The following is a 23,994-nucleotide window of genomic DNA, read 5'->3' as shown; positions in this document are numbered from 1 at the left end:
GGCAATGGCCCCGGCCGGCCCCGCGGGTGCCCAGGGCACCGACGCCGACGTAAGGCTGATGGACCAGGTGGGACGCTGCCACGCAACGGTGCATGGCGCCCCGCGCGAAGCACTGGCGATGGCCACGAAGCTGCTGGACATGCCGGCGCTGCCGCCGGTGGTGGAAATAGGCGCCGAGGGATGCCGCGGCTTCGCCCGGCAGTTGCTTGGCCAGGGCGACGCCAGCCTGGAATCGGCGGCGCGGGTGCAGGCGTTGCTGCGGACGACGGAGCTGCCCGCCATCGAACACAGCCGGGCGATACAGATGGCGGCCACGCTGCTGCAGCGCAATGGACAGACCGCCGAGGGCCTGAAACTGCTCGAATCGATGCTGGAACGCGGCATCGCCGAAGGCGACGTGGGCAGCCAGATCACCGCATTGAGCGGCATCGCCCTGATCCGCGCCGAGCAGATGGACGACCCCGAGGGTGCGCTGCATTACCAGCAACAGGCACTGGCGCTGTCCGACCACCTGCGCAGGCCGCCACTGCCGCAGGACGTGATGCTGCACTACAACCACGGCTACACGCTGCTGCGGCTCAGGCGCCATGAAGAGGCGGAGCGTGCCTTCGCGCGTGCCGAGTCGATCGCCAACCGCGTGTCCAACCAGGACGTGATGCTGCACCGGATCCGCAGCCACCGGGCCGAGATCCAGCGTGCCGGCGGTCTCCTGGAGGCGGCCCGGGCGCAGTTCCTGGCCGTGCTGCCATGGCAGGCCCAGAATGATCCGCTCGGGCAGATCGTCACCCTGCAGCGGCTGGCACGGATCGCACTGGAGCAGGCGCAACCGGAGCAGGCCCGGGATCTCGGCGAAAAGGCCCTGGCGCTGGCCGAAGCCGGCAAGTTCCCCGGAGGCGCGCGCGACAGTCTGGACCTGCTGGCGGAGACCAGCGTGGCTCTCGGCAATACCGCCCAGGCGCGCGATTACCTGCGCCAGGCCAGGCAGATCGACCAGGCGCAGATGAAGGGCGACAACCTCAACCGCCTGGCCAGGTTGCAGGCCACGGCCGAGCAGGCGCTGGATCCGATCCGCATCAACGCCGTCCAGGAGGCCAGCCGCGACCGCCTGCTGCGCAACGCCGCGCTGGCCGCGGTGGCGGTCCTGCTGCTGGGCGGCGGCGGCCTGTACCTGCGCATGCGCCGCCAGCAGCGTCGGCTGCGCAGGCTCGGCGCCATCGACGCGCTCACCGGATTGCCGAACCGGCGCGAGGCGCAACGCCTGCTGGACGCCACCATGTCAGTGCGCACCGGCGACGCGCGCAGCGCGGTGCTGCTGCTGGAGATCGATGGCTTCAAGGCGCTCAACGACCTGCACGGCCATGCCGCCGGCGACCTGCTGCTGCGCGCGGTGGCCGAAGAACTGGTGCGCAACAGCGACCAGCACGACCACGTGGCCCGCTGGGGCGGGGCGACCTTCGTGGTGATCCGCGCCAACACCACCCAGGCCGCGGCGTTCGCGCTGGCCGCGCACCTGTGCCGCAGCATCCAGCGGCTGCAGGTGGATGTCGCGCCGGGCCAGTGCCTGACGCCCAGCATGTCCGCCGGCGTGGCCCCGCACCCGCTGTTCCCTGGCACCGCCACCAGCCATGCCGATACCCTGCGCGCGGCCAGCCGGGCGCTGCAGGTGGCGCGCCGCAGCGGCACCGGCACCTGGGCCGGGCTGTGGGGCCTGGCCGAGGGCCGCAACGTCGACCTGTACAGCATCCTGCGCGATCCGGAACAGGCCCTGGCACAGGGCTGGATCATGATCGGCGGCGGCCGGCCGATGTCGTGGGCACCGCCGCGCGACGTCGGTGCCCCGCCAGCGCGGGACGAAAACCGGGGCCAGGGTCGGGTTTCCCACCTGCCCTGAACCCGGGACCCGGCGGCCGCTGCGCGCACGCGATAACCGACCCGGACCCCGGCTGTTCACGCGACGCGGCGATTACCGGGCCAGTTCGAAGCGCACTTCGACCCGGCGGTTGGGCAGCAGGCATTCCAGCAGCGCGGCGCGCGGCTTGACGCCATCGCACTGCTGCACCTGCTGGGTATCGCCGCGGTATTCGTAGCGGATCCGGTCGGCGGCGATGCCGCGGCCGATCAGCAGCTCGCGAACCGTCTGCGCGCGACGCTGCGACAGGCCCTGGTTGTAGTCGAAGCCCTTGCCCTGCATGCGGTCGGCGTGTCCGACCAGGGTGACCCCGGCCAGTTCGCGCTGCTCGCCGGCCAGGGTGGCCAGCGCGCGGTCGATGCTCTCCAGCGAGTAGGTACGGATGTCCTTGCGGCCATCGCGGTCGAACTCGAACAGCACGTTGGCGATCAGCGGGCCGGGCGTCGGCGCCGCGGCGGCGGGCGCCACGGCGCACTGGCGTGCCATCGCCTCGGCATCGTTGACCAGGTCTTCGGCGATCTGGATGTACGGCTTGGAGTGCCGCCACTGCTGCTGGTTGAACTCGTTGCCGGCGTGCACCAGCTCGACCTCGCCACAGGCCACGGCCTGCTGCGCGCAACTGAAGCCCGGGGTGCCGTGGATCGCCTTCAGGCGCTGCCACAGGTCGTCGCGCAGGTACTTGGCGTTGTTGACCAGGGGCGTATCGGTCGGGATCGGCGAGACGCCGGTCTCCATGGCCACGATCAGCTTCTCCGACTCGGTCAGCGCCTCCTGCGGGAACGCGCTGCGGTCGTTGCGGGTGTACTCGTGGAAGGACACGTCCAGCCAGCACTGCGCCTTGGACAGGTGGTAGTCGCGCACCGGGCGGCCGGCGTCGTTGAGTGCCTGGATGCGGCCCTGCGTGGCTTCGTAGCCCTGCAGGTCGGCGTGGATGGCCTCGTCGGTGATGCGCTTTTCCTGCGGGTTGAGCCGGGTCTGCTGGGCGGCGGCGGGGCCGGCCAGGGCGGACAGGAGGGCGGTCGCCAGCAGCGCGCGGGACAGGGTGGAACGGGTATGCGGGAGAGTCATCGGGTCGTCCTCAGCGGGCCGGGTCGCGGTAGCGCACCGGGTCACGGCGGAAAAGGTCTTCGTCGAACTTGAAGCGCAGGCGCAGGAACAGGCCCTGCTGGGTGTATTCGTAGCCGTTGAGGTCGCGGTCGCCCTCGAAGCCGGTCCAGTTGTAGCCGGCCGACAACCACAGGTTCTGCCGCAGCAGGCGGCCCACTTCCACGCCGTAGGCGTACTGGTTGCCGCCGGACTGGCCACGGAAGGTGGAGCCGAGCACGCCGACGTCCCAGTTCTCGGTGATGTCGTAGACGATGCGGCCGGAGAACAGCAGCGCACGGAAGCTGCTGTTGACGCGGGCGCCGTCGGCAAGTGCGAACTGGTCGCGCTGCCACTTGCCGGCCACGCGCCCGGTCAGCCACCACGGCCGCGATGGATGCCAGTCGGCATGCGAGGAGACGATGTGGGCGCGGGTACGCACGTCCTGGCTGGTGCCGTTGACCACCTGGCCGTCGAGCAGGGTCAATCCGCTTTCGTCGCGTTCGAGCTTGTACTCGTAGCGCATCAGCGCGTTGACCCGGTTGCGGTCGGTGTCGCGGTAGGCCAGGCCGAGCTGGAAGCGGTCCTGCAGGACGTCGCCGCGTTCCTTGTAGTTGGTCGCCAGCAGGTAGTTGCGGCCCAGCAGGGTCCAGTCGCGGCTGAGCTTGCGCGCCAGCATGAACTGCAGCAGCGTGGTATCGAACGCCTCGTTGGCCTCGGTGTGCGCCACGTCCTCGGAGATGCGGTGCTCCACGCGCACCGCGCCGCGCCACAGCGGGTTGGCGCTGTAGTCCAGCGCCAGCGCCAGCCCGGTGCTGTCGCCGGTGTCGCCGGCGATCACGTTGACCCGTTCGGCCGAGCTGCTCAGGCGCAGGCCCTCGCGGATGTCCCAGTTGTTGCGGATGCCCGAGGCGGCCTGCACGTCGCGGCCGCTGATCGCATCGCGCAGCCGGTACTCGCTGAATGCCTGGGTGTCGCGCAGGTAGCTGCTGTCCACGCCGAACACCAGCGCGTCAGCCTGGCGGTCGGTGGTGGTGATGCCGTAGGCGCTGGTCAGGCCGGTCTGCTTCTCGTAGCGGCCATACAGGCGGCTGCGCTCGAACACCTGGTAGTCGACGCCGGCGGCCACGCGGTGGCGGTCCTCGCCGTTGACGCTCTGCTCGACCTCGGCACCGCCGCTGAACTTCTCGCTGAAGCGGTAACCCAGGCCGATGCGGGCACTGTCCGATTCCAGCTTGGTGCCGACCGGCAGGTCGCTGGTGATCAGGCTGCCGGACGACGGGCCATTGATGACCATCAGCCCGGTGGCCGGGTCCAGCGCCTGCTGGCCATAGCCCAGCGCGCCGCCGCCGGCACCGGTGGCGAAGCCGCCGGTCAGGCCGCCGGCCTGGCCGAACGGCGCCCCCATCGACCACGGCGAGGTCACGCCGATGGTCTCGCGCACGCTGCGCAGGCCGACGTCCAGGGTCAGGCGCTCGGTGGCGGCCACGCGCACGCCGGCACCGCCGGCTTCGCGCTCGCCACCATCGGGATTGCGGTCTTCGCTGCGCAGGGCCTCGACATACAGCTCCAGCCGCGGGCCCAGCGCGTAACCCAGGCGCGCGTTGTACTCGCCGCGGCCGCCGTACAGCGGCGACGCCGGGTTGTTGAACGCCGGATCGGTGCGCGCGGCGAACAGGCGCGCATCGAACTTGTCGCCGTCATGCGCGAACTCGACGCGCCAGGCATCGCCCTCGACCTCGCCGACCACGTCCTTCAGGCCCTGCGAGGCGACCTGGTTGAGCGAACTGGTGTTGACCTCGCTGCGGGTGCGCGCGAACTCGGCGACCAGCATCGTGTTCTCGCCGAACCGGTAGCCGGCGTTGGCGCTGCCCATGCGGAACTCGGCGTACGGGTTGCGGTCTTCCACCGCCGAGGCGCCCACCTCCAGCCGTTCGCTCAGCTTGAACTGGCCGTCGGCGCCGAACACCCAGAACTTCTCGGTCTGCTGGTCCAGCTCGTAGGTGATGCGCAGCGACACCGGATTCAGGTCGCTGTCGAAGGACGGCATGAACTGGTTGAGCAGAATGCGCCCGGAGAACGGCTCGAAGCTGTAGTCCACCAGCCGCGCCAGCGGACGCACCGACACGATGCGGGTCGGCTGGTTGCGGTCGCGCACGATCACTTCCACCCGCTCGCTGCCCTCCAGCACCGTGTTGTTGCGCAGCGCGTACGGGCCACTGCCCTGGCTGCGGAACTCCTCGATGACCTGGCGCAGCGAGTCCTCGATGGCGAAGACGTTGCCGCGTGCGCGCGCGCTCTCGAAGTGCCAGCCCAGGCCGGTGGCGGTGCGGTTGTAGGTGCTCAGGCTGCGCTGCGGGATCGGCCCGCTGCCACCGATGCCGGTGACCGTGGCCAGCGTGTCACCGGTCTGGAAGTCGCCGTACAGCAGGTAGCTGCGCTTGTTGTCGATGCGCACGTACAGGCGTTCGGCCGAGCGCGCGTCGAAGCCGCGCAGCGACGCATCGCCGTAGACCGGGTAGAACTCCTCCGGCTGGATGTCGCGCAGCAGGCGGCCGCGCACGTCCTTGTCCGAATCGTAGGCGGCGGTGAGCAGGTACTCGCCCTTGATCCGGCCCTTGACGAAGAACGCGGTGCGCGCGGCGGCATTGGCCTTGCCGTTGTTGAACTGCTTCTCCCAGCGGCGGATGTCGCGGTCGAAGGCGTCGTGGTGCTGCACCGGCGAGATCAGCCCGGCATTGGACCTGTTGCGGAAATTGAGCACGCCCTCGATCAGGCCGGTGGCCAGCAGTTCGCGCATTTCCGGCAGGAAGCCGATCACGCCCTCGGCAGTGCGGCCGCCGGCGGTGATGCGCAGCACCACGTCCTGCGGCTCGTGCGGTGCGAGCAGGTCGAACTCGGCCACGCCGTCCTCCACCACCAGCTGCACGCCGGGGGTGACCTTGTCGGCATCGCTGGCACCGGGGCCGAACTCGTCGGTACGCGAGCCGGGCAGGCGCACGCGGCCGCCGCTGTTCTCGATGGTGGCGTAGGCGCGGCCGGCCAGCGGCTTGCCTTCGCCGTCGAGCAGCTGCACGCGCACGTGCACCGGGGTCTGGCCGTCGGCCGGCACGCCGTCGCGGTCGACCTCGACGCGGACCAGGTCCACGCCGCGGTTGAGGGCGTAGTCGATCTGGCCCGGCCGCGCCGGCACCGCTTCCGGTGCGGCATCGACGCTCGCCGGCGAGCGCGGGTACAGGGTGCTGGCATCACCCAGCACCGGGGTGAAGCGGGTACTGGTGCCCACGCTCTGGGCCATCGCCGGTACGGCAACGGCAGCCAGCGCGCAGGCCAGCAGGCTCAGGCGCGGCGGCGTACGCGGGAAGTCGCGGCGGCTCATGGCTGCACCTCCTGCGCGGCCGATGCCGGGGGCGGGTTGGGTCTGGGATCCACGATCGGTCTCTGGTTGGCCGTATCCGTGGCCTGCTGCGGCGCACGGACGGGCTTGCTTTCGAAACGCAGCGGCGACTGGCCGGGCTCGCTCTCCGGTGCGCGCACCTCACCCTGGGTACGGCGCGCCTTGACCTGCTCAAGCACCGGGTTGGCGCAGCTGCCCTCGACGAAGTCGGCGCGGTGCAGCTCACCGTTCTTCAGGTCCAGGAACAGGCTGTCGGCGTCGCCCAGGTTGCGGTTGCTGCTGGTGGTCAGGCGTGCGCCGACCGGCAGGGTCGACGGATCGACCTTCAGCGTGTGGCTGTTCGGCGGCAGGCCGCAGTAGCTGTACTTGCCCTCCGAGTCGGAGACCAGCCAGGTGCCGTCGGAGAAGTACAGGCGCACCCCGGGGATGCCCAGTTCTTCCTGGTCCTGCACGTGGTTGTTGTTGCAGTCCACGAACACCTTGCCCAGCACGCAGGCCTCGTCGGTGAACACGCCGCCGGTGACGCGCACGCGGTACTGGGCGTGGTTGGACGGGGTCGAACCCGGCAGTGGGTTCAGGCCCACCGGATCGATGCAGCCGCCGGGGATCGAGCAGCCGTGCGCCTGCGCGCGATTGATGCCGTCGCCCTGCAGCGCGCCCACGCCGATGCGCACGCGGTAGGTCAGCACCAGCTGGCCGCCGGCGGCGATCGGGCCCAGGTCGAAGCCCAGGCGCGGACCCGGCCTGCCCAGCGGTTCGTCCAGCACGCGGCCGTCGACGCGGGCGGTGCCGTCGATGTAGGTGAAGCCGCGCGGCAGCACGTCGACGATGTTCACCGTGCGCACGGCGCTGCCGGACACGTGGCGTACCTCGATGGTGTACTGCACGGTGTCGCCGATCTCGGCCATGGCGCGGTCGCCACGCTTGCTGATCACCAGCAGCGTGTCTTCCGGCGCTTCCTGCACCTCGTTCGGCACCCGGCACAGGTTCTGGCTGATCTGCGGGTCACACAGGTCGAGCTGGCCAGGGGTTTCCTCGAACTGCTTCCACTGTTCCTCGCCCGGCTTGCGCTGCGGATCTTCGCCGCCGCCGGACACCACCACCGCGTTGTTCACGGTGCCCTGGCGCACGGCTTCCGGCAGCACGTCCACCGGCACCTTGATCGCGCCCGGATGGGTCGCACCGGCAGCCAGTTCGCGCGCGCTCGCGCACTCGAAGCGGCGCTCGCCCGCGCTGCCGGTACAGGTCCAGCCATCGCCGGCGGGCAGGCCCGACAGCACGATGCCGGCCGGCAGGTGTTCGCTGACCACGTACTCGGCGTCGGTGGCGCGCTCGCCGATGTTGCGCACGCGGATCAGGTAGCTGGCCTGCTGGCCAACGGTGAACACGGCGCTGTCGGCGGCCTTGCTGACCACCACGTCCGGCCATGCCTTCACCAGTTCGCTCGGCAGGCGACAGGCGTTGTGCACCACCTCGGCCTCGCACACCGGCAGGATGCCGACGTCGCCGCCTTCCAGCGCCTGCTGTTCTTCCGGCGTCGGGCGGCGCGATTCCGGCTCGCCGCCGCCGGCGACCAGCACGGCATTATTGACGGTACCGGCGCTGGCATCGGCGCCCACGCGCACCAGCGCGCTGATCACCGCCGTCGCACTCTGCCCGGCTGCCAGCACGGTGCTGCTGCGGCAGCTGAAGCGGGTGTCGCCGGCCGCGCCGGTGCAGCTCCAGCCGTCGCCCGTCGGGACATCGGCCAGGGTCACGCCCTGCGGCAGGCGGTCGAGCACCTCGTACTCGCCGCTGGTCGCGGCCAGGCCGGCATTGCGCACCACGATGCGGTAGGTCGCGGCGCTGCCGGTGACCAGGGTCGCCGGATCCACCGACTTGCTGACCCGCAGGTCGGGCACGTCGGTGTTGAGCTCGCCGAAGTTGTTGGACTGCGAGTGGATGCCCGGCTCCAGCGTCAGCCAGCTGATGACCGAAACCGGCTCGCTCTTCGGCGTGCCGTCGCCACCGGTGGTACCCGGCACCGTCTGCCCGCTCTGCGTCTGCGGCGGCTGGTTGGGCTGGGTCACCTTGTAGCGGCCCGGGCGCAGGTTCGGGAAGTGGTAGCGGCCATCGCCGTCGGTGACGACCGTGGTGCGGACCGGGTTGCCGAGGTCGTCGACGCCCTCCAGCACGATCTCCTGGCCGGGGATGCCGGTTTCACCGGCGTCGATGCGCCCGTTGTCGTTGTCGTCGTACCACACCTGGCCGGCGATGGATGCCGGCGGGATCTCGCCGAAGTTGTTGGCCACCGAGTGTTCGTTGGCGCCCAGCACGATGCCGCTGATCGCCGACGGCGTGGTGGTCACCGCGGTGGCGTCGCCACCGTGGCTGCCGGCACGGGTACGGCCGTTGAACGTGCCTGCCGGCTGTTCCGGCTCGGTCACGGCATAGGTGCCCGGCGCCAGTCCGTCGAACAGGTAGTAGCCGTTCTCATCGGTACGCACCTCGGCCACCACCGGGTTGCCCTGGGCATCGGTGCCGGTCAGGCGCACGGTCACGCCGGCGATGCCGTTCTCGCCGACCGAGATGACGCCATCGTTGTTGCGGTCCAGCCACACCCGCCCGGCGATGGAGCCGTTCATCGGGATCTCGCCGAAGTTGTTCTGCACCGCGTGCTGGTTCTCGCCCAGCACGATGTTGCCGATCGCCGACGGCGTGGTGGCCTTGCCGGTCGCGGTGGCGCCCGCCAGCGGCACGCCGCCGATGTTGCCCGGCACCGTCTGGCCGTTGAGCGTCAGCGGCGGCTGGTTCGGCTCGGTGACGGCATAGGTGCCCGCCGGCAGGTCGGCGAACAGGTAGCCGCCGTCGTTGCCGGTGGTGGTGGTGCGGGTGACCGCGTTGCCATTGACGTCGGTGCCGGACAGCTCGACCGTGATGCCGCCGATGCCCTGCTCGCCCGTGTCGATCACGCCGTTGTCGTTGTTGTCCATCCACACCCGGCCGGCGATGGTGCTGCGGGTCGGGATCTCGGCGAACAGGTTCTCCAGCGACTTCTGGCCCGGGGCCACGGTGATGCCGGTGATCTGCGACGGGGTGGTGTTCACGCCGGTCGCGGTGCCGGTGGCGATACCGCCTACCGTTCCTTCGGTGGTGATGCCGTTGGCGGTGCCCGCCGGCTGGTTCGGCTGGTGCAGGGTGTAGGTGCCCGGCAGCAGCTGGGTGAACGAGAACGTGCCGTCATTGGCGGTCGTCGTGGTGGCGACCACCGTGCCGCCCGCGTTGCGCAGCTCGATGGTCTGGCCACCGATGCCGCCGTCGCTGCCGTTCTGCACGCCGTCGTTGTCGTAATCCATGAACACGCGGCCGTGGATCTCGGCGCCTTCCTGTTCGCCGAAGTCGTAGTTCTCGCCGTTGCCGGTCAGGCGGATGCCGCTGATGCGGTCGGTGGTCGGCGCGTCGCCGGCCACGCCGGTCTGCGCGCTGCCGGCGCTGCAGCCGGCACCGCCGCAGGTACCGGGCTTCACCGCGCTGGGCCGGTTCAGGTGGCCGGCCGGCAGCACTTCGCGCACGGCATAGGTCTTGGCCGGGTCCAGGCCGACGAACTTGTAGAAACCATTGGCGTCGGTGAGCGCGGTCCCGGTCGGACCGGTGACGGGCACGTAGTCGCCGCCGACCAGCTCCAGCAGTTCCAGGGTGGCGCCGGCGATGGGCTCATCCGTGGCCGGGTCGCGCACGTCGTTGACGTTCTTGTCCAGGAACACGTGGCCGGACAGCGTGTACAGGGTGACTTCCGGGAAGTCGAACTGCACGCCCTGGCCGCCGCTGCCGAGCACCACCCCGCTGATGACGCCACCGCTGGCCACGATGCCGGCGCTGCCCTTGTCGGTCACGCCGGTACTGGTGCCGTTGCGCACGGTACGCGTGCTGTTGGGCTGCGGCAGGCCGTTGTTGTAGCCACCGGACACGGTGCTCTGGTCCTGGTTGATGGTGTAACCGGCGGCATCGGACGGCGCCAGCCCGTTGAACACGTAGTCGCCGTTGCCATCGGTGGTGACGGTGACGTCGATCGCGTTGCCATAGACGTCGGTACCGGTCAGGCGCACGCTGACGTTGGCCAGGCCGTTGTCGCCGGCGTCGGTATCGCCGTTGTTGTTCTGGTCGATGAACACGCGGCCGCCGATGCTGGCATTGCGCACCTGCACCGGGCCGTCCTGCTCGTTGTTGTTCGGATTGCTGTCCTTGGCCAGGTCCTCGTTGGCCGCGTCCTTGCCCGGCTGCACGGCCGCGTGGTTGTCCACGTCGGTCAGCCACGGCCCGGCATACACGCCCGCCTTGGGACGCGCATGCAGGGTCAGGGTGTAGCCACTGCCCGCCGGGAAATTGCCGTTGACGTGGCAGGTCACCTGCTGCACCGGGGTCGCGCTGGTGACGCTGGCGACGCCGTTGGAGACATAGCAGACGTCCGCCGCGTCCGGCGCCGGCGGGCCGGGCTGCACGGCCAGGGTGCCGCCGGCCGCGGCCAGCGTGGCGCCACTGGTGGCGGTACCCACGCCCGGGGCGGTGCCGGGAATCCACTCGAAGCCGGACGGCAGCGTATCCACCACGCGCATCTGGGTGGAGGTGGAAATGCCGTTGTTGCGCAGCACGATCTGCCACGGCACGGCCTGGCCGACGTCGACCGGCGAGACCATGGCGGTCTTGCTCACCACTTCCAGGTCGGTGCTCGGGAACAGCACGTTGTTGATCGCGGCCAGGTTGTTGCCGGCCTGGAGCGGATCGGCGGTGCACTTGCCGGAGGATTCGTAACTGTTGGTCTCGTCCGCGCAGACGTGCACGGCATTGCCGAAGATCACCGGGGCGGTGGACACGCCGGTGGGCCGGAACACCAGTTCGAAGTTCACTTCCTCGTTCACGTCCAGCGTGCCGAAGCTACACACCGTCGCGGCGTTCGGTGATGCCTGGGTACAGGCAACGGTCTTGCTGGCCAGGGTGTAGCCGGCGCTTGCCGCGCCCGCGTTCATGTTCTGCGGCGTGCCCTGCAGCACCAGGCTGAACCCGGACGGCACCGTCAGGGTGTCGGTCATTTCGATGTTTTCGGCGATCGACGGGCCGGCGTTGCGGACGCTGAAGCGGTAGCGCAGGTCGTCGCCGGCGCGGAACTCGCTCTGCCCGGCGGGGAACACCGGCACCTTGCCCTGCTGCAGGTCGAACGACGGCACGGTGACGTCGAACACGGCCGAGGCGGTGTTGTTCGCCTGCGCGTTGGCGTCGCCACAGGCGCTGGAGTTGGCGACCCCGTCGAAACGGTACTCGCACATGTTGTCCAGATGGACCTGGGCGGTGTTGGTGACGTTCTCGTACAGCTTGTCGCCCAGCGCGCCGGTGTAGCTCGGCGGCTTCTTGACGCGCGCACGCACGGTGACCGTCTGCACTTCATGGCGGGAGATGGTCGTGACGTTGACGCAGGAAATGGAACCGCTGGCCAGGTTGCTGGCCGCGCAGCTCATCTTGGCCGCATCGGCCGGCTTGACTTCCAGCACCTCGAAGGCCGGCGTCGCCAGCGTCGCCGCACCGGTGAACAGGCTGTCGGTGATACGGAAGTTGCCGGCGGCGATGTGGTCCTGGCCCTGGTTGCGGGCGACCAGGGTGAACAGCACGGTCTCGCCGACCGATGCCATCGGATTGTTGCCGCCGCTGGCCGGGATGCTGGTCGTGACCGTCTTGCTGGTCATGGCCACGTCGGCACGCGGCAGCACCAGCACCCGCGCGCTGTCGCTCATCACGTTGCCGCCGGACAGGTCCTTCAGGAACGCGTTGGTCGAATCCAGCGTGGCGGTGTTGTTCAGCTGGCCGGTGGGCGCCCCCAGCGGGCGCGACAGCGTGGCCGTGACCACGATGGTGGCGCCGGCCGGCACGTTGCTGAAATTGCAGGTCTGCTCGTAGGTACTGCCGGACTCGACGGTACTGCCGCCCTGGCCGTACGAGTTTGGATTGCCGGAAATACTGGCGGGGCAGCTGTGCGTTGCGCCCGTGGCCTGGCTCAGGTCGTAGGTGAAACTGATGTTCGGCGTGACGTAGTTCGGCGTCTGCCCGATGGCCCGCATCAGGCCGTTGTAGACGTCCTTCACCTGCAGGTTCGGGATCGTCGCCTGCGCCGCGGCGGTGGTGATGGTCATCCGCCAGTGCATGTCGTTGTCGGCGGCGGCCAGCGTCGGCGCGTCGGCGACGTCATCGTGCCAGGTGGTGCCGTCCACGGAGGACTCCTTGCGGATGCCCACGCGGACGTCTTCGATGGTGGTGCCGATGCCGTTGGCGGCCTGGCAGTCCTGGCCGTTGGTACCGTTCTCGGCGATGCCGCCGGTCGCGCCGGCATCCTCGGGGTCTGCCGGCTGCGGGCCGTTGGTCGCGTCCAGCCCCAGCAGGCGCAGCACCTCGCTGCCGGTACAGGCGATGTTGGTCAACGTTACCGGGTTGGGCCCCAGGGTCGCGGCGTCGGCGATGGTGTGGGCGAAGCTGAAGGAACGCGACTGGCCGACGCTCATGGTGCCGGGGACGGGCAGCTCGCACGAGACCTGCGTCGTCTGCGCGGGGTTGGCGCCATCGGTTCGCGGCGAGGCCGGGGTGACGGTGCACACCCAGCCGTTGGTGGCGGTGACCGAGGCATTGGTGATTTCGCGCGGATCCAGCCAGTCCACCACGCGCAGCGGCTGCGAGGCGCTCCAGCTGACCGTTTCCGGACCACGGTTGGTGACGGTCAGGGTGGTGCTGATGGTCTGTCCCGGTGCCACCTTGGCCGGCTTGCTCTTGCTCAGCCCCAGGTCGGCCGCCGACGGCGCCATCCAGTAACGGCGGGTGGCGCTGTTGTTGTTCGGCTGGCCATCATCCTGTCCGGGCGGCAGGGTCAGCACGGCGGGCAGGTACTCGCCGGTGCGGCGCACGTTGTCCAGCGTCACCGGTATGACGAACGAGGCGGACACGCCCACGTTCAACGCGCCCGCGATGCAGCTGACCTTGGTGCCGTTCCAGGTTCCGGTCTGGGTGCCGCCGCTCACCGGCGGGGCGATGGTCAGGCTGCTGGCCGGCACGGAGGTACAACCCGGCGGCAGTGCACCGATGGTGAAACCGGCCGGAACGATGGTCTCGATCACGGCACCGGCGGCCGACGCCATGGGGCCGTTGTTGGTCACACCCAGGGTGATGGTCTGGTTGCTCAGGCCCGACGAGGGCGAGGCCGAGCTGTTGCTCAGCGAGCTGCTGATGGTCGCCGCCAGGTCGGTGGCCGGCTCGGTGTTGTAGTTGAGGCTGGTGGTGTTGTTGCCCGCGGCCAGGTCGATATAGAGCGTATTGGCGGAACTGATGGACGCCGTGTTGACGAAGCTGCCGTAGCTGCGGGTGGTGCCACTGACCTCGATCCAGCTGCTGTTGAGCTGCGCGGCGGTGATCGCCGAGCCGCCGGCGGTATAGGTACAGGTCAGTACGCGGCTGCTGTTGGCCGTGGCCACCGCGGTGCACGACGGCGTCAGCGGGCCACCGAAGTTGATTGCCGTCGCCACGAAGCCCGTGGCCGCGCTGTCCGGCAGGTTGTCGGTGATGACGATGCTGCCGCCCACCGGCACGTTGTTGCCGCCGGCGGCGATGTTCGGGGTCAGCCGGAAGGTGCTGTTGCCACCGGTCAGCGGGCTGCCGCTCGCCGGCACGGTCATGGCCTTGCCCACGGTGAGGTCGCCGGCGTTGCGCACGTTGCCGGAGAAGGCGGCGGACGGACCCGAGGTGCCGGTGGCGGTCAGGTTGAAACCGCCGGCGGTCACGCCGCGCACCGGGAACGTCACCGTGCCGCTGCTGCCGGCGGTGGTCGAACACACCATGTTCGGTGCGGTGTAGGTACAACCTGCCGGGGGCGCGGGCGGGTTGGCACCGAGCTGGGCGGGGATGACGACCGTGATGGTGTCGCCGCCGGCACTGGTACGCGTCCAGTCGACCGTGACGTTCACGTCCTGGCCGATGCCGATGTCCGCGGCCGTGGTCACCTGCGTCGCGGTCACGGCGGCGTTGGCGGCCGGCGCCATGAATCCGACCGCGGCCAACAGGCCGGCGAGCTTCATTGCGCGGACGGCAAATCCATTTGCATGCGCGCGCGAAGACATCGCGCGAGCGGCCTGATCGTGAGTTTGGTACACGGGTTTTCCCCTGCGTTGCAGCTGTTGCGCCCCACCCGGCTGCCTGGCGGCCCGGGCCTTGCGTGTCGTCGGTGCCTGCCGTTGCGGGCAAGCGCGGAACACCCGGTCAGGGCATTCGGGCCGCATTCTCGACAGCCCGCGCTGGCAAGGCAGTAGCAGTTCCTGACGCTTGCTCACAGTTGCTCTCAAAGCGTCGTGCGGCGGCACGCATCGGGCCGGCCGGAATCAGGATTGCGTGGGTACCCACAGATACCCCAGGCCACGCAGGGCGCGTACCGGCAGGGTCAGCCGGGTGGCGCCACGGACGCGCGCGCGCAGGCGGTGCAGCAGCACTTCCAGCCGGTGCGGGTCGAAATCCCACGGCGTGGGCGTGAGCGCGGCGATCAGCCGTTCGCGGCCCACGGGCGTGCCGGGGCATGAGAGCAGTTCGTGCAGCAGCGCCCGCTCGGCTGTCGACAAGGCCAGGGCCTGGCCATCGGGCGACCACAGCTCCCAGCCACCCGCGCGCAGGCTCCAGCCATTGCCGGCAGGCTCCGCCGCCGGGTCGGCCGCCGTACCGCCACCGGCCGCCATGCGCCGGTGCAGGCTGTGCAGGGCCGCCACCAGCACCGGCAGTTCCAGCGGCTTGGGCAGGTAGACATCGGCCCCCATCGACAGGCCATGCGCCATGTCGGCGGCGCTGCCGCGCCCGGTGACCAGCACGATGCCCATGTCGCCGGTGCGGCGCAGGTGACGGGTCGCGCTCAGTCCGTCCTCGCCCGGCAACATGATGTCGAGCACGACGATGTCGCAGGTGGCCACCGCCAGTTCGCGGTAAAGGGCTTCGGCACTGCCCATGCCGCGGGCCGCCGCGCCCTGCCGCACGAGTTCATCGACCACCAGCGCACACCACTCCGGGTCGTCCTCCACCACCCAGATGCGCATGCCCTGCAACGACTGCGGCGCGCATGCCGGCGGCGTTTCCTGTTTCGTTTCCAATACCGGTCCCCATGCACGCCGGCCACACGATGCGTGGCCGCGGCGTCGGGGTTGGATTCTCGACAGCTGCCGGCAACGCGGCAGTATCAAAAAATCTCCGTTGCTCTCCGGAATTCACACGCGCCGGCTGGCGGAAGCCGGTTTTCGCCTTCAGGCGGCGGGGATCGGCTCGGAGACCAGCATGTAGCCCATACCGCGCAGCGCGCGCACCGGCAGCACAATGCCGGTGGCGTTGCGCGCCCGGGTGCGCAGGCGGTGCACCAGCACCTCCAGCCGATGCGGGTCGAAATCCCAGGGCTGGTCGGTGACCGCGGCGATGAGCCGCTCGCGGTCGACCGCCTCGCCGGGAACGGCGAACAGTTCGCGCAGGAAGCCGCGTTCGGCCGCGGTCAGGGTCAGCACCTTGCCATTGGGGGCATGCAGGTCCCATCCGTCCGAGCGCAGGTTCCATGCGGCGACGGCCTCGCCGGGGGCAACCACGGCCGGCGAGGACTGCGACATGCGCCGGTGCAGGCTGTGCAGCGCAGCCACCAGCACCGGCAGCTCCAGCGGCTTGGGCAGGTAGACATCGGCACCGAGCGAGAGCCCGTGCGCCATGTCCGCGGTGCCGCTGCGCCCGGTGACCAGCACGATGCCCATGCCATCCATCCGCCGCAGGTGGCCGGTGGCGCTCAATCCATCCTCGCCAGGCAGGCCGACATCCAGCACGAGGATGTCGCACCGGTCCACCGCCAGTTCGCGGTAGAGCGCCTCGACGCTGTCGATGCCGCGCACGTCGGCGCCGTGGTACTCGAGTTCCTCGACCACCATGCCGCGCCACTCGGGATCATCTTCGACGACCCAGATCCGTACGCCATCCAGCCGGCAACCGGCATCGCCTGCCGGCCGTTCCCCATCCACCTGCATCAGTGCTTCCCCACGACCTGTCCCGCCCTGTTCGCCCGGCCATTCTAGGCCAGTGGCGTCCTGCTGCCGCCCGGCCACGCGCGCCGGACGGGACGCGGCCGGGGCCCGGCAGACACGATGCCGGCCCCGGCCTTGCTTGCGCTTACTCCCGCGGCAGGCCCATTTCGTCCAGCAGCGCCGGCGCCGGGTAGACCTTGGCCAGCAGCCAGCGCAGGTAGCGCATGTCCACGTGCACGGCCCGCTTGTAGCGCGGGTCGAACCACCAGCTGGCGCTCACCGACTCCCAGTTGGAGTCGAAGTTCAGGCCGATCAGCTCGCCGCGCGCATTGAGCACCGGCGAACCGGAGTTGCCCCCGGTGGTATCGAGGTTGGTCAGGAAGTTGACCGTCTGCGTCTTCAGCACCGGGTCGGCGGTGCTGCCGAAATCACCCTTGGCGATGGCATCGAGCAGCGGCCTGGGCGCGTCGAACGGCACCGTGTTGGTGTTCTTCTCGACGATGCCGGCCACCGTGGTCACCGGCGAATAGCTGACCGCGTCGCGCGGATGCAGCGCCTCGACCCTGCCGTAGCTGATGCGCAGCGTGCTGTTGGCGTCCGGGTAGACGGCGCGGCCCTGGCTGGCGCGCCAGGCGAACAGCGCCTGCATGTAGGACGGGCGCAGGCGCAGCTGTTCGCCCTCGCGCTCCTTGCTTTCGCGTTCGGCGTCCAGCTGCGCCGCCACCAGCGTGGCAGCCGCCGCCAGCAGCGGATCGGCTTCGAGCGCGCCGCCCTTGCGGGCCGCCTCGAAGCGCGACAGGCGCTGCGCCTCGTCGCCCAGCCGGGTCGCCGCGTACAGGGTATCCAGTGCCTTGCGCAGCTGTTCCGGGGTGCGCCCGAACAGCGCGTCGTAGCGCGCGTCGCGACGGGCGTCGGGCAACTGCTGGTAGCGCGTGAGCAGCGCGGTGAGCAGGGCCTTCTCCACGGCCGGGTCGTAGCGGCGCTGCACCTGCTTGAGCACGCCTTCGATCAGCGCCTGGTCGCGCTGCTGGTAGCCGCTCTCGCGCGCGGCGTCGGGCTTGGCCGATTCGATGCGCAGGCGTTCCAGCAGCATGGCCGAGCGCAGCAGCTGGGTCTGGCTGGACATCAGCGTCACCAGGAAGTCACCGGCGCCGGCGTCGCGCTCGGCGGCCAGCGAGGCGGACAACGCGTCGATGTCGGCCTTGTAGCGGGCGTCGGTGGCGGCCAGCATCGCCTGCTCGTCCTGCGCGCGCTGGGTCTTGGCGTCGCTGCGCAGCAGGCCTTCCAGTTCGCCGGCGGCGCGCTTGCGGTTGTTCTTGAGCGACTGCAGCTGCGAGGCGTAGCGGGTGCGCGCGTCGGCATTGCCCTTGCCCTGCGCCTCGATCACGTCGATCAGCTGCTGGAACACCTCCACGCGGCGCGGCAGCACCGTGTCGATCTGGTTGGCGAACTCGGCGGCGGTGCGCAGCCGGTAGGTGGTGCCCGGATAGCCGGCGAGCATCGCGTAGTCGCCTTCCTTCGGGCCGTCCAGCGACATCTTCAGGTGTGCCGGCGGGTGGTACGGCACGTTGTCCTTGCTGTACGGCGCCGGCTTGCCGTCCTTGCCGACGTAGGCACGCAGCAGGGTGAAATCGCCGGTGTGGCGCGGCCACATGAAGTTGTCGATCTCGTCGCCGTAATTGCCGATCGCGCGCGGCGGCGCGTAGACCAGGCGGATGTCGGTCAGCTCCAGCTGGCGGATGCGGTAGAAATCGCTGCCGTAGTACATGTTGGCCACCGAGCAGCGCACCCCGCCCTCGGCCTCGCAGTCGGCGACGATGCGCTTGCGCGCGTTCTCCACCGCATCGTAGTAGGCACGCCCGTTCTTGCCGCGCGCCTCCTTGAGCACCTCGTCGGTGACCTTGTCGAAGCCCACCGTCACCAGCACCCGGTAGTCCGGGTTGGCCGCGCGCTCGTCATCGCGGCCCTGGGCGATGAAGCCGTCGTTGATGGTGTCGTGCTCCTTGCTGGCGTTGTACTGGATCACCCCGTAGGCGACGTGGTGATTGGTCAGCAGCAGGCCGTCGCCGGACACGAACGCTCCGGTGCCGCCGCCCACCCGCACCACCGCGCTCAACGGCGGCGCGGTGACGTCGGCCAGCGCCGACGGGTCACCCTTGAAGCCGGCCTCCTTCAGCGTCTTCGCCAGTCCAGGCAGCTGCGTGGGCATCCACATGCCCTCGTTGGCGTTGGCGGCGGCAGCCAGGCTCATGCCCAGCGCCATGGCGGCGGCAAGCGGTGTGCGCTTCATCGGAACTCCAGCAGGTACAGAACAGGGGGCGACAGTAGCCGGGCACCGGTGGGGGGGCAACCGCCAACGGTCACGATGCCGCTATCCTGCGCGCATGCGCATCTTCTCCGTTTCCCTCGCACTGGCGTGTGCGCTGCTCGGCGCCTGCTCCGGCGATGCGCCGGCGCCCGCTGCCGCGGCTGCCGGCCAGGCCTTGGGCCTGCATGCCGAACCGTGGCCGCTGGCGGCCGACGCCAGCGCCGCGCAGCCGGACCTGGTGGCCGCGCCCGATGGCAGCCTGCTGCTGTCGTGGCTGGCGCCGGACGCACAGGGCCACCAGCTGCGCTACGCGCGCTTTTCCGGCGGCCGCTGGCAGCCGGCCCGGCAGATCGCGCGTGGCGACGACTGGTTCGTGAACTGGGCCGACACGCCGCACCTGCGCGCCAGTGCCGACGGCGCACTGTGGGCGCAATGGCTGCGCAGGTCGGCCGATGCCCCGTATGCCTACGACGTGCAGCTGGCGCGCTCGGCCGACGGCCGGCAGTGGTCGGCGGCGGTCACCGTGCACGATGACGCCACCGCCACCGAACACGGCTTTGTTTCGTTGTGGCCGGAAGGCGCCGACGGCATGGGCATCGCCTGGCTGGACGGACGTCGCACCGCAGGCACCGGGCACGGCGACGGCCACGGCCAAGGCGCGATGACCCTGCGCAGCGCCCGCTTCGATGCCCGGCTGGGCAAGCACGACGAGCAGGAGCTGGACCCGATGACCTGCGACTGCTGCCAGACCGGAGTCCATGCCGACGCCAGCGGGGTGTTGCTGGTGTATCGCGGCCGCGACGCCGGCGAGACCCGCGACATCCACCTGCATCGCCGCACGGCCGCCGGCTGGCAACCGGCACGGCGGGTCCATGCCGACGACTGGGTCATGCCGGCCTGCCCGGTGAACGGCCCGGCGGTCACCGCATACGCTGGCCATGCCTGGGTGGCGTGGTACACCGCGCCGCAGGGCGAACCGCTGCTGCGCCTGGCCCACAGCAGCGATGGCGGCGCCAGCTTCGGCGCGCCGCGCGTGCCGGATCGCGGCACCGGGGTACAGGGACGGGTGCAGGTAGCGGCCGATGCCGCTGGCCTGTGGCTGGCGTGGCTGCGCGAGGAGGGGCGCGGGCAATCGCTGTGGCTTGCCCGCTACAGCCCCTCGCTGGACCGCGAGCTCGGCCGCCTGCAGGTTGCGATCCTGCAGGGCCGCGGGCGCGGTACCGGCTTCCCGCGCCTGCTCGCCGACCGCGGCAATGCGCGGCTGGTATGGACCGACGTGGTCGCCGGCAAACCGGTGCTGCGCGGCGCGGTCGTCTCGCCCGTGCCCGCCGCGTCCGCGCCGTGAACCAGCCTGCGCGGTGGCGCGGCCCTCCCCGCCGCACACGCGCCGTGCCTGGCCGCGCCCGGACTATGGGGCGGTAAACGCGGGATCCACCGGGCGCCCGCCACGGATGGACCGGCAGGGGACCGGCTATTTCTCCTTGCGCCAGTTCACCGAGCCGCGGTTCTCCACCGTGCTCGATTCGACCTCGATGTCGAAGCCGCGACGCAGCAGGTACTTGAGGGTCAGCACCGAGCCGCTGCCGATCAGCGATACGCCATAGCCGACATAGAGCTTGGGGGTGATGAACTTGCCCACGCCGATCACCGCACCGCCCAGCGCGCGCGACTGGCTGACCCCGGCGTCGTCCAGGCCGAGCCGGGCGCCGACCTGCGCGGCCAGCAGGCCGCTGCCGGCCGACAGCGCCGCGGAGGCAGCGTTGACCTGCTGCGCCTGGTCGCTGCTGGCCATGCTCAGGCTGCGGCCGAGGACCAGGTAGGACAGTGCCTCGGACTGCGACATCGCCGGATCGGACCACACGTCCACGCGCGGTTGCTGCGCGCGCCCGGTGACGACGATGCCGGCGGTGACCTCGCCGATGCCGCGCTGGGCGCGGATGTTGATGCGCGGATCGGAGACGATGCCGTGGTTCCACAGCAGCTGGCCCTGGGTGATGGTCAGGTCCTGGCCATAGGCCTTGTAGCGGCCGCTGACTTCCAGCCCGCCGTTGGCGGTCATCTCGCGGCCGGGACGCGCGCGTACCTGCATCTTTCCGGTGAGCGCGCCCTTCAGGCCGAAGCCGCTCATCTTCACCTTGTCGCCGAGGCTGACCGCCAGGTCCATGTCCAGCGGCGAGGAGCGCGATTGCTCCGGATCGACCGGGTCGAGCACCACCACGTCCTCGGATACCGAGGTGCCGCGGTCCAGGCGTTCCAGGTCGATCGCCGCCTCGGGCACGTGCACGCTGCCGCGCAGCTCCATGGCGGTGCCGGCCAGGGTGAAGTCGAGGTCGGGGTTGGCGACCACGCGCAGTTCGCTGGTGTTGGACACCAGCACCTTGTCGCCGCCGATGTGCAGCCGCAGCGGCTGCGCGTCGCCGAACCAGGACAGGCCGCCGTCGACCCGCAGCGCGCCCTCGCCACCGGTCCTGACCTCGGCGGCGATGCGCGCCGAGCCATCGGGCTGCGCGGTGAAGCTGCCCTTGCCCTCGCTCAGGGCCAGCCCCAGCGCCGGGAACTCGCCGCTGAAATCGCTGAGCTTGGCCTCGCCGCCGAGCGAGGGCTGGGCACGCGTGCCGCGCAGGCTGACATGGCCTTCGACCAGGCCCTTGGGCCGCACCAGGTCGGGCGAGAACAGCTCCATCCAGTACAGCCGCGACATGTTCAGGTACAGCTCGCCGTTGAGCGCGGCGTTCGGCTCCCAGCCGGTCCGCACCTTGGCATCGACGAAGCCGTCGCCCTGGAAACCGACGCCGAGGTAGCCGTTGATGCCGCCGGGCTGCATGTCCACGTTGATGGAGAAGTGGTCGTAGCGCACCAGTTCGCCGCGGGCGTTGTCGCCCAGGCGGATGCCGCCTTCGGCCGAGGCGACCTTGAAGCTGCCTTCCCAGGCCTTGCCGCGCGGGCGCAGCTGGCCATCGATGGTGACCTCGCCGCGCAGGTAGATGCGCCGCCCCGCGTTCGGCGGCAGCCACGGCTGCACCAGCGCCAGCGGCAATGCATCGCCGCGCAGCCGGAGGCCCTCGCGCGGCCAGTTGGCGCCCACGCACAGCGCACCGCCGGTGTCCGAGCCCAGGCAGGTGTCGGCCAGGGTGAAGTTGCCGCCCTGCACGCTGAAGGGCGCGGCCTGGCGCAGCTGCCAGGGCGCGCCCTTGACCGGCGCTACCCGCAACGCCGCCAGCTCGCCCCGCCATGCCTGCCCGGCCTGGCGCACACTGCCGCCCAGGGCGAGCGCGCCCAGTTCGTTGCGGGTGTCGGCCTCCAGCCGCAGGTTCTGCACGCTGCCACGCGCATCGATGCGCACGCTGTCCAGCAGCATGCCCGCTTCCACCGCGCTGGCCTGTACCTGCAGCGCTCCGTTGTCGCCCTTCCACGGCAGGTGGCCGCTGATGCTGGCCTGGCCGGCCTTCCAGTCATCCCAGCGCAGCCCGTCGCCGCGCAGGTCGGCGGTGACGTCCGGCTGGGCCGGCGTGCCCCGCAGCTGCAGGGTGCCGGCCAGGCTGCCGCTGGCGCCGGGCAGCAGGTCGGACAGGTGCAACGGCTGCAGCCGCGCATCCACGTCGAGGCGGTCGCCCACCTTGCCCTTGGCCTCGATGCGGCTGTCGCCCATCACCAGGCGCACGTCGCCTTCGCCCTGGGTGCCCTGCATGGCCAGCCGGGCACGCGCGTCGACGCTGCGGCCACGCAACCTGCCCTTGAGCTGCGGCACGTCCAGGGTGGCCTCGAACCGCATGTCCGCGGTGCCGGCCGGCGGCGGCAGCTGCTTGCCGCGGGAGGCAAGCGTGCCGGACAGCTTGCCTTCCCAGCCCGGCACGAAATAGCCCGGGTCGAAGCTGGCCAGGCGCGCATCCACGTCCCACGACAGCGCCGGCTGCCAGGCCGCCGAACCGGTGAGATCGAGCGAGCCGCCGGGCGTGCTCGCCGCGAGCTTCTCGATGCGCGCCTGCTGGTCACTGCCACGCAGGTCGAAGTCCAGGCGGGCGTCCTGCGCCTCGCGCGCGACCTCGGCCTTGCCGATCGCCGCCCAGTTCTTCAGCGTGCCCGCCACGCCGAGCCGCGCTTCCTTCAGGTGCAGCGGCGCCGGCGTGATGCCGGGCGCCGACGGATCGGGCGCGGGGGTCCAGGTCAGCTGGTTGGCGACCACCGCGAAGCGGAAGCCGGGGTTCTGCGTGTCGCTGAAGTCGGCGCTGCCCTGCAGGCGCAGCTCGCCACCGAAGGCCTCGGCCACCAGCGGCGAGACGGTCAGCACCTGGTTGTCGATGACGATATTGGACGGCGCCAGCACCAGTTCCTGGTCACCCTGGCGCACGCGGCCCTGCAGCCGCGCGCTGCCGCCGCGGCCGCGCGCGTTGAAATCCAGCGCCAGCGGCGCGGGCGCCTGCGCCAGGTACTGCGCCGGCACCAGCTGGCCGAGGTCCAGTTCCTCGCTGCGCGCGGCCACGCTCCACACCGGGTCGCTGCGGCCATCCAGCACCAGGCTGGCATGCAGCGGCCTGGGCGCGTACCCGGCCAGCGCCACCTCCATGTGCGCCAGGTCGCCGCGCGCGACCAGTCCCAGCCGCGTCCGCGGCTGGCCCGGCCGCGCCGGCATCAGCGCGCGCACGGTGAGGTCGGTGCGGTAATCCTGGCGCGGCAGGTAGTGGCCGTCGATGCGGAAGTCGCCCAGGTTGCCGTCCACCTGCAGGCCGATGGCGCGGAACTCGCCGTCGGCGGCTTCCAGGCCACCGCGGATGCGGGTGATGTCGATCGGCGGCGCATCCTGCTGGACGATGCGCAGGCCATCGATCTCGATGGTGTCGGCCTGCAACGCCAGCGGCAGGGTGATGGCCGGCAGGACGTCCGGCCAGCGCGGCAGCTCGAACGGCTTGTCCTCCGGCGGCCCCAGCTCCAGCTGCGCGTTGCTGATGCGCAGCAGGTCCAGGCGCAGCTTGCGCCCCAGCAGCGGGCGGATGTCCGGGTCCAGGTAGGCCTGGGCGGCACTGAAGTGGATGTCCTGGTAGCGGAAGTCCAGGTCGTGCAGCACCAACGGCCCGGCCAGCGGGCCTTCGACCCTGCTCCAGGTCAGCGACGAATCGGCCGGCAGCCGTGCCACCACCTGCGCCAGCAGCACGTCGCGGCCGGCCACGGTCTGCAGCAGCCAGTACAGCGCCAGCGACGCCAGCACCACCAGCACGCCCACGCTGATGCCGCTGCGGATCGCCAGCGTGCGCATGCGCGC

Annotated in this window: 9 protein-coding genes; 2 read left to right on the top strand and 7 right to left on the bottom strand. The window is 70.7% G+C overall.

Annotated features, from left to right (window positions below):
• The first annotated feature begins 58 nt into the window (after positions 1 to 58).
• Positions 59 to 1,891 (top strand): GGDEF domain-containing protein, encoded by a 1,833-nt coding sequence (locus ABB33_RS11765; protein ID WP_211260883.1) that lies wholly within the window; start codon positions 59 to 61, stop codon positions 1,889 to 1,891.
• 72 nt (positions 1,892 to 1,963) lie between these two features.
• Here the strand turns inward: ABB33_RS11765 and ABB33_RS11760 are convergent, their stop codons facing one another.
• The 6 genes from ABB33_RS11760 to ABB33_RS11735 all read right to left on the bottom strand — a co-directional run bounded on the left by ABB33_RS11760 (position 1,964) and on the right by ABB33_RS11735 (position 18,719).
• The gene (locus ABB33_RS11760) at positions 1,964 to 2,977 is read right to left on the bottom strand and encodes an OmpA family protein (protein ID WP_056932236.1); all 1,014 of its coding nucleotides are present in this window, start codon (positions 2,975 to 2,977) and stop codon (positions 1,964 to 1,966) included.
• A 10-nt stretch (positions 2,978 to 2,987) separates the two neighbouring features.
• Complete coding sequence (locus tag ABB33_RS11755) at positions 2,988 to 6,371, bottom strand: Ig-like domain-containing protein (RefSeq protein ID WP_056932235.1); 3,384 nt, start codon at positions 6,369 to 6,371, stop codon at positions 2,988 to 2,990.
• Positions 6,368 to 14,473 carry an SdrD B-like domain-containing protein gene (locus ABB33_RS11750; protein ID WP_056932234.1) on the bottom strand — a complete coding sequence of 2,702 codons (8,106 nt, stop codon included), beginning with the start codon at positions 14,471 to 14,473 and terminating at the stop codon, positions 6,368 to 6,370. Before ABB33_RS11750 ends, ABB33_RS11755 begins: the two co-directional genes overlap by 4 nt.
• A 300-nt stretch (positions 14,474 to 14,773) precedes the next feature.
• A complete protein-coding gene (locus ABB33_RS11745; RefSeq protein WP_152985058.1) occupies positions 14,774 to 15,526 on the bottom strand; it encodes a response regulator transcription factor in 753 nt (250 codons plus the stop codon).
• 150 nt (positions 15,527 to 15,676) lie between these two features.
• Positions 15,677 to 16,432: a response regulator transcription factor gene (locus ABB33_RS11740; protein WP_054668432.1), complete on the bottom strand. Its 756-nt coding sequence runs from the start codon at positions 16,430 to 16,432 to the stop codon at positions 15,677 to 15,679.
• 142 nt (positions 16,433 to 16,574) lie between these two features.
• Entirely contained in the window at positions 16,575 to 18,719 is a 2,145-nt protein-coding gene (locus tag ABB33_RS11735) for a S46 family peptidase (protein WP_056932232.1), read from the bottom strand.
• Between the two features lie 94 nt (positions 18,720 to 18,813).
• Here ABB33_RS11735 and ABB33_RS11730 point away from each other — a divergent pair, with 94 nt between their 5' ends.
• Positions 18,814 to 20,082 carry a sialidase family protein gene (locus ABB33_RS11730; protein ID WP_056932231.1) on the top strand — a complete coding sequence of 423 codons (1,269 nt, stop codon included), beginning with the start codon at positions 18,814 to 18,816 and terminating at the stop codon, positions 20,080 to 20,082.
• 126 nt (positions 20,083 to 20,208) lie between these two features.
• On the opposite strand, the gene ABB33_RS11725 is transcribed toward ABB33_RS11730, so the two are convergent.
• Positions 20,209 to 23,988 carry a translocation/assembly module TamB domain-containing protein gene (locus tag ABB33_RS11725; protein WP_082595080.1) on the bottom strand — a complete coding sequence of 1,260 codons (3,780 nt, stop codon included), beginning with the start codon at positions 23,986 to 23,988 and terminating at the stop codon, positions 20,209 to 20,211.
• Positions 23,989 to 23,994: the final 6 nt, after the last annotated feature.

Source organism: Stenotrophomonas acidaminiphila (assembly GCF_001431595.1).
GTDB lineage: Bacteria > Pseudomonadota > Gammaproteobacteria > Xanthomonadales > Xanthomonadaceae > Stenotrophomonas > Stenotrophomonas acidaminiphila.
The sequence above is the reverse complement of the archived record's forward strand: the minus strand, read 5'-3'. Positions and strand labels throughout refer to the sequence as shown.

Excerpts from the sequence above, each read along its gene's own strand:
- ABB33_RS11765 (WP_211260883.1), top strand. The coding sequence starts at position 59 with ATGGACCAGGTGGGACGCTGCCACGCAACGGTGCATGGCGCCCCGCGC.
- ABB33_RS11760 (WP_056932236.1), bottom strand. The coding sequence starts at position 2,977 with ATGACTCTCCCGCATACCCGTTCCACCCTGTCCCGCGCGCTGCTGGCG.
- ABB33_RS11755 (WP_056932235.1), bottom strand. The coding sequence starts at position 6,371 with ATGAGCCGCCGCGACTTCCCGCGTACGCCGCCGCGCCTGAGCCTGCTG.
- ABB33_RS11750 (WP_056932234.1), bottom strand. The coding sequence starts at position 14,473 with ATGAAGCTCGCCGGCCTGTTGGCCGCGGTCGGATTCATGGCGCCGGCC.
- ABB33_RS11740 (WP_054668432.1), bottom strand. The coding sequence starts at position 16,432 with ATGCAGGTGGATGGGGAACGGCCGGCAGGCGATGCCGGTTGCCGGCTG.
- ABB33_RS11735 (WP_056932232.1), bottom strand. The coding sequence starts at position 18,719 with ATGAAGCGCACACCGCTTGCCGCCGCCATGGCGCTGGGCATGAGCCTG.
- ABB33_RS11730 (WP_056932231.1), top strand. The coding sequence starts at position 18,814 with ATGCGCATCTTCTCCGTTTCCCTCGCACTGGCGTGTGCGCTGCTCGGC.
- ABB33_RS11725 (WP_082595080.1), bottom strand. The coding sequence starts at position 23,988 with ATGCGCACGCTGGCGATCCGCAGCGGCATCAGCGTGGGCGTGCTGGTG.